We start from the raw sequence: 5,931 nt of genomic DNA, 5'->3' as shown, positions 1-5,931 counted from the left end.
GATTTGGCCATTTTCTATGATTCTTTTCGTTGAATAGCTCGCTATTCGCCTCAAATAATCATAAAAACTGTCTCAAACCGGACTTTTTCTCGCTACGGTCGGCTAAGTCCGACAGACTCCTAGCCTTTCCAAAATGGCTGTCACAGGGTTGCTGAATGTCAGGGGCTCCGGGATGTCTGCAAGATCTTTGGCTTTAAAGCGATTGCGATTCTCATGATCAAAATTCCATTGCCCTCCTTCCGGCTGATCTCCATCCATCAGAATGTCGAATCGCTTTCGCATCTTGCGATAAAAATGCTCCATTCGTGTGGCTTTGCCTTTTTTAAAAAGGCTCGAAATCTCATCAAAAGGCAACAGGAAGTGCTCTGTATCAACTTCTGTGACAGGAACTCCGGGTTCTATGCCTTGCAGTTGCTTGAGAAGCCTGTACTCATCGGGTCTCTGGTATTCAAACTGTTTGATTTTGTGGGTATGGATCAGAGATTGAAGAAGAGTGGGTAAATCTTTGTATTGAGCGGTCTCATCCAGCGTTAAATGCAGAACCTCATGGCCGGACTTTTCCAATGCACTGGCGAAGGCTTCCATAGCCGCAAAGAACGCACAGATTTTTTGTACATGATGCTGAACGTAGGATGCTTCCTGATGGAGTTCTGCCACCAGATAGAGCGTATCCGGGTCTTTTTGACGAAACCAGCTATGCCCAGCGTGCAGCTGATCGCCCAGGATGAGCCTCAGTGTTTTGTAGGTTTTCATAGAGCCATCGCTTATATGGGTCTACTTTAATCCTTACTCTTAATGCCCCGTGGGGCAAGGGGAACTATCTCACTCTTACTCAGGTCTTATTTAGGTGTAAATGGATTTACTGACAAAGAGGTGCCCTTCATGAAGTATTTAAGGACGATTCTACTGATTCTGGCCCTGCCGCTGCAGGTTACGGCTGGAGAAATTACCCAGGAAATGATGAATGTAGCTGCTACAGCCCATGCTATGAGCGTTTCCGGTTTGTATTCGATGAACGCTGAGGGAGCAGGTAATGCTGCTTTTTACGAGCAGTTGAAAGCCGTGGGTGCCGTCAGTGACGATCACACTCTGGACCCGGCCTTTGCAGAAGCGTATGAGTTGCTGGGAGAGTCTGCTGAGGAAAATCTTGGCAAACTGTGCGCAGCTTACAAACTATCCTCCTCTGAAAATGAACCCACTGCACAAGATATCTTGAATGCTATGAAGGCCCTGGCGTTTGGCAGAGCGTTTAATGAAGGCATTGAAACATCCAGAAATAAAGATGATGGTTTTGTGCTGCACAAGGCGAATTTTCTCGTTAAGAAAGGCATTAAAAAAGTTTTGCCTTCTCATGCCAAAAGCTTCAGGAAACTCATTGAAAAAAGTCATGCCAGAACCATGTTGTTTAATTTCAATAAAGACATTCTCAAGATGCTGGGCATCGGTTCAAAGGCTCGTACCGATCAAATTAAAGATGTTGTTAGCTTTGTCATGAATACTAAAGATTCAAGGCTTTTAAAGAGTAAAGCCGGTGATGTAGAAGCTATGAGCAATGGGTTTAATGCGGTAGCTGGTGGCGCAGGCTTGCAGCTGAGCAAAGTGGATCCCGGGAAAGTAGTCAGTCATTACAGTGGTAAGAGTCAGGCAGACGTTATCATTGCTGCAGTCACAGAGCATGCAGCAAAGCAGGAAGGCATCGTTTATCTGCTGGCTTTTTATGGCGGCTCCAAATATCAATACTTCACAGTGAGCATTTCAAAAGGCTTCATCAATATTACTTTTGCAGCTGACGATAACAGACCGGTTCCTGTGATCATTACCTCAATGCCTGCACACAGAGTGGACTATTCAACGTTGGCCGTAGCTATTGATGACTTTATGAGAGGCAAAGATGAAGTGCCTAATCTGTTGGGTCTATGGAGAATGGCTGACCAATAAAGGTCGATTCAGCTGAAGTAAAAGGAGTCAGGGATGGACAAGGTAAGCCACACACCACAAAAACCTATGCCGGTTGGCAGAGGCGAGGTCGTGGCCATCCCGGGCCCTCTACTTCCGGCAGATTGCCCGGTACCCTTCATCAAGTGTCTGAGGTCAGGCCGGGTCATTCTGGTTTGCAATCCGGTGCTTCCAATAGGGTCCGTGGTCGAGGGAGAGGATTAAACCCCTCTGGCTGGTCGTCTGTACAAACGACTCCGGTCACACAATCCAGTGAAGACAACCCCCGAACGGAAAAAGTCAAAGAGCAGGAGCATCTGGAAAGAAAAGTAACAGAGGCTCTGGAAGAGCTTCAGACGACTCAGACTCATTCTGATCCTGTTGATCATTGTCGACAGGTGGTCAGCAAAATGGATCAGGTTTTAGCCCTGAGCTACATCAAGAACGATGCGCGCAAGCGGCGGTATGTTCAGCAAGAAATGCTGCCATTGTATTACGAAGTGTTGAAAGCCTGCTCAAAACCTATGGACGAAGCATCCAAAGCGATGGATGGCAGAAGATATCTGAGTGTTCTGCTCGAGTTAATAAAGTATGCCCACCTGCTTAAAAAAGATCATGGTGAGTTCTATGCAGAGCTGGTAAACCGTGTGGGAAGTCTGCTGGATTCGGAGCTTGAATATCTGGAGGCCAGAGTTTATTACCGGGATCGTCGAGGTGCTGATTGGTCTGTCCCTCACCTGCGGCGCATTCTTCTTGATCGAAACCCTTCCTGTTGCATTCCCTTGCTGGCTTCTGAGGATGTTAAAGAGTTTCAGGGGCGGCTCAGGTATGTTCAGGGTGCTGTCAGAGCGCAACCACCAAAAGAGAAGCCTGACTGGTGGTGTAACGATGACGACACGTTAGAAAAGGTCAGTTGTGAAGAGGCCGAGAGGTTGATTTATTCGGGCAAGGATCTACACCCTTTCTACAAGCGTTATTTAAGCGATGTTCTGATGGATCAGGTGCTGGCAGTAGAAAATGACTTTGGTGAACCAGCACGTAGGCCGCTGGAGCAAAACGTAGCCTTCCTTGAGGCCTTAAACTATTTTATTGAGACCTTTCCTGAATCATCTCATCACTATTCAGGGCTTCATTCCTGCCTGAAAAAGCTGACGGGTTATGTGGTCAGAACGGTTTTGATTGCTTGCCAGTCCAAAGAGAATGCAGATCGTTTTCTGACCGGGCAAAGAATGGCGCTCTTCGAGAAACTGGCTGAAAAACACTGGCTCAGCTCTGAGAATAGTGCGCTGCTTGAAAGAGTTTTTGTGTCGCCTGATAACACCCCGGAATCTTCCCTTACTGATCTTGAGGTCAATACATCACTGAAAGACATTTCCTGGTTGATGAAAAGCGATCAGACATTGGAAAAAGGATTTCAGTTGATTAAGGCACTGACTGCCAGAAAGTCTGAAATAGCCAGGCTTCCCGCCGGTAGGCATCTGATTCAAGAGCTGGAGAGTGCCTATAAGGTGATTTATGCCGTTCGGTTCAAAAAAATGTTTGAGGCCTATACGCAGGCATTCCGGTCGGTGAGGAGCAAGCAAAACGAGTATTGGGAAGTCTGCCACAAGCTTCGAAACAAAAGAAAAGAATGCATTCGCTGCCATCCTTATACCTTCATTCTGGATGACGAACACAGAGAAAAATGGGGGCAGTTGGTCTGTAAGGCTTTCGGGGTGGATATGACTTACCTTGAATCGGCCAAAGTGATTGATCAGGAGTATGAAGACAAGCTGGTGGTTCTTAAAAACCTGGCTCCGGATTTACGTTGCAGTAATACTCGTATCAAAACAAAATGCGGGCTTGTAAATATTCTGACCGTTGCCCTGAATAATCCTCACTCTATGCAAATTTCTCCTGAAAAGGTCGATGAGTTCTGTGTCTGGTTGGAAGGGTTGATGGGGGATTCTCATTCCAAAACAGAACGGGATGTGGATGAAGAACTCAAAGAGAGTATTCAGCAGTGGAGAAGGCTGGCTCCCAGACAAAGGCAAGCTTTTGGCTCACATCAGCAGGCAAAACAGTGGCCGAACTTTGCACTGTTTCAAAAGACTGTATCTGCAGAGCCGGGGCCTGAAAAAGACTTACCATCCGTTGTGGACACTGGAAGAAAAGCAGAGCCTTTACCTGATTTACTTCAGGGTCTGGTTCCTTCGCAGCCGCAAGAACAACTGATTCAATCTCCCTCTCCATTGCAAGAAAGTCGGCGGGACAGTGCAGAGCCTTTGAGTGAAAGAGAGTTGCCATTAGAATCCGCTATTTCTCGAACGTCGCACTCTTCTGCATCAACGGTTTCTGACACAGGTGATTTGTCTCGCTCCTCACCTTCAGATCTGTGTTCGGGTGAGGCCAGTATCAGTCGGTTGGAAATAGACGACCCTGGGAGTCTGTCGGACTTAAGACTATTTCGGCCTGAATTCCAGAAAGAACGGCCCAATTATTCGATGAATTCGATTAAATAGGTCAACTATTATCACGAATCCATCGAATAATTCGACTCGTTCTACTGAAATTTATGCTCGAAAGCATAAGTCCGACAGGCTCCTAGTATTATTAAAGTTGGCAAAGAGTCTGTGAAGCCAAAGCCGCTACCTCCACAGCAAGTTCGTCCGGTACCCGTCATGGCCGTTCCCATGCCTGTGATGGTACCCGTTTACCCTGTGGCCTACTGCGTGTTTTTTCCGGTGGTCTGGGCCAGGGATGATCTGTTGCGATCAGGTATGGAACAGATTTATACGACCACTGCTAAATGGAGTATGAATACGGGAATTTATGCTCAAAAGAAAAGGCTTCCCGAAGCGACAAAAGCAGAGATTGAGAACGGCTTGATGCAACTGGGTCAGTACCTGGAAAGTATTAACAGCCCAATGCTACCCCCTAATGCTATTCATGAAGCCCTGAGGTTATTTACTTCAAGGAGTGAGCGGGGAGAAGTCGCCCGACTCTTTAATAACCTGATCTACCATCATTCCTGCTATACCAATCTGGCGCTGGTGACCAACCTGATAGCGACCCGTGATGCGCTCTTTCACATCAGAGGCCTGTTAGGGCTTCCTGTGAATATTACTTAATCGCCCTTTCTGGGAAACAGCTTGTGACGAATCCAGCCTCTTATTGTGTTACCCCCTAAAACATAGCGATTCAGACCTTCCTGCATCTGAAGGAAATGTTCACTGTCCCGAAACATAAACTCTCTTTTCAGCATTCGGCGATTGGGGTTCAGCTTTTTGATTTCTTTGGCCGGGTTACCACCCACCACGGTGTTGGGGGGAACATCTTTTACAACCACAGAGCCTGCTGCCACTACACTGTTCTCGCCTATTGTGATGCCTTTGCCGACTTTGGCGCCATGACCCAGCCAGACATTATCTTCAAGAACAATGGGTTTGCTGCAGCGGAAGGGTCTCAGTCGGTTATAGAGACCGTGCCAGTCACTGTCGGAGATGTAGCAGTCGGCAGCGAACATGCAGTTGTCGCCAATGGTAATGCTGGCTGCCGAAGAGATGGTTGTTCCCGGTGATATCAGACAATGATCACCAATTTTGATGTCGCCCTGAACACCGCGTCCGCTCCAGGTGGAAAGACTGACCGGATTTTGTCGGGTGCTGAGCAGGTGGACAAAACGACCGATGGAAATACCGGCACCATGAACATTGACCGTTGACGGGTGAACCACCATGGGGTGCTCACCCAGATGCTCGAAGTGTTTACTGAAGAAGTGCTGGATATAAAACTGCTCCCAGCGATCCATGAGCTTCTTGGTCCAGAAAGGTTGATGATTTTTACGCACTGCTCAAGCCTGATTTGTTATTATGCAGAAGTACCTAGTCTACTAGGAGCCTGTCGGACTTATGCTTTCGAGCATAAATTTCAGTAGAACGAGTCGAATTATTCGATGGATTCGTGAGAATAGTTGACCTATTTAATCGAATTCATCGAATAATTGGGCCGTTCTTT

General features: G+C 47.1%; 5 protein-coding genes. 3 read left to right on the top strand and 2 right to left on the bottom strand.

Going from position 1 to position 5,931, the window contains the following annotated elements; translation table 11 throughout:
• Positions 1-102 precede the first annotated feature (102 nt).
• Positions 103-753: a cryptochrome/photolyase family protein gene (locus ACR2PX_RS03605; RefSeq protein ID WP_433997995.1), complete on the bottom strand. Its 651-nt coding sequence runs from the start codon at positions 751-753 to the stop codon at positions 103-105.
• A gap of 129 nt (positions 754-882) precedes the next feature.
• Here ACR2PX_RS03605 and ACR2PX_RS03600 point away from each other — a divergent pair, with 129 nt between their 5' ends.
• The 3 genes from ACR2PX_RS03600 (at position 883) to ACR2PX_RS03590 (ending at position 5,045) form a co-directional block, all read left to right on the top strand.
• Positions 883-1,938 (top strand): hypothetical protein, encoded by a 1,056-nt coding sequence (locus ACR2PX_RS03600; protein ID WP_433997994.1) that lies wholly within the window; start codon positions 883-885, stop codon positions 1,936-1,938.
• A gap of 143 nt (positions 1,939-2,081) precedes the next feature.
• The gene (locus ACR2PX_RS03595) at positions 2,082-4,436 is read left to right on the top strand and encodes a hypothetical protein (protein WP_433997993.1); all 2,355 of its coding nucleotides are present in this window, start codon (positions 2,082-2,084) and stop codon (positions 4,434-4,436) included.
• Positions 4,437-4,547: 111 nt separating this feature from the next.
• A complete protein-coding gene (locus ACR2PX_RS03590; protein WP_433997992.1) occupies positions 4,548-5,045 on the top strand; it encodes a hypothetical protein in 498 nt (165 codons plus the stop codon).
• On the opposite strand, the gene ACR2PX_RS03585 is transcribed toward ACR2PX_RS03590, so the two are convergent.
• Positions 5,042-5,764 (bottom strand): acyltransferase, encoded by a 723-nt coding sequence (locus ACR2PX_RS03585; protein ID WP_433997991.1) that lies wholly within the window; start codon positions 5,762-5,764, stop codon positions 5,042-5,044. The two genes, ACR2PX_RS03590 and ACR2PX_RS03585, sit on opposite strands and share 4 nt — an antisense overlap.
• Positions 5,765-5,931 lie beyond the last annotated feature (167 nt).

This window comes from Endozoicomonas sp. (genome assembly GCF_051008435.1).
In the GTDB taxonomy this organism is placed as follows: Bacteria; Pseudomonadota; Gammaproteobacteria; order Pseudomonadales; family Endozoicomonadaceae; genus Endozoicomonas_A.
This window is presented reverse-complemented; position numbering and strand designations above follow the sequence as displayed.

Excerpts from the sequence above, each read along its gene's own strand:
- ACR2PX_RS03605 (WP_433997995.1), bottom strand. The coding sequence starts at position 753 with ATGAAAACCTACAAAACACTGAGGCTCATCCTGGGCGATCAGCTGCAC.
- ACR2PX_RS03600 (WP_433997994.1), top strand. The coding sequence starts at position 883 with ATGAAGTATTTAAGGACGATTCTACTGATTCTGGCCCTGCCGCTGCAG.